Source organism: Luteitalea sp., assembly GCA_009377605.1.
Classification (GTDB): Bacteria; Acidobacteriota; Vicinamibacteria; order Vicinamibacterales; family Vicinamibacteraceae; genus WHTT01.
Window position 1 is genome coordinate 1 of record WHTT01000336.1, and the last position, 562, is coordinate 562.

A 562-nucleotide genomic window follows, 5' to 3' on the forward strand; every position below is an offset into this window, starting at 1 on the left:
CGGTGATGCTGCCGGACACCTTCAGTGCTACGAGGGCGTACATCTTGGCGGCGTCCACGAGGCTGCCGACGTCGAGGTAACCGCGCCCCTGCACATCGGCGTTGCCGCGACCAGGACCGAAGTCGATGGCCGGAATGCCCGCCCTGTTGAAGACGTTGGTGTCGCGCCACATCGAGACGACCGCCTGTTCCGCGGCCGCGGGAGGCACTTCCCCCCGAACCAGCTCGTGCGCCTGGCGAACGGATGCCACCAGGGGCTCGACGCCTGCCCCAACGGCACCTGACTTCGACATCACCAGCTCGACCTCGGCGCCGACGCCTGCCGCATCGACCGCGCCGCGCAACGAGTTGATTATCGCATCCACGTTGTCTTCCGGCCTCGTGCGGACGTCGACATAGAGCGCGCAGTAGGGAGCCGACCGATTCGGGCGCCACGGGATCCCGCCGCGGACCGCGCCAACCTGAGCCTGCGGAACGACAGGGCCGCACGGCGTGGAGCCGGAACGGGACCTCGTGTACTCGACGGCCCACTCTTCGATCGCCTGCACAACCCTGGCGGCCTT

Annotated in this window: 1 protein-coding gene; it reads right to left on the minus strand. The window is 68.5% G+C overall.

The genetic code is table 11. From position 1 onward, the window contains the following. Positions 1 to 562, minus strand: a 562-nt coding sequence (locus tag GEV06_29190; GenBank protein MPZ21912.1) for a peptidase dimerization domain-containing protein, incomplete at both ends; no start/stop codon positions are given.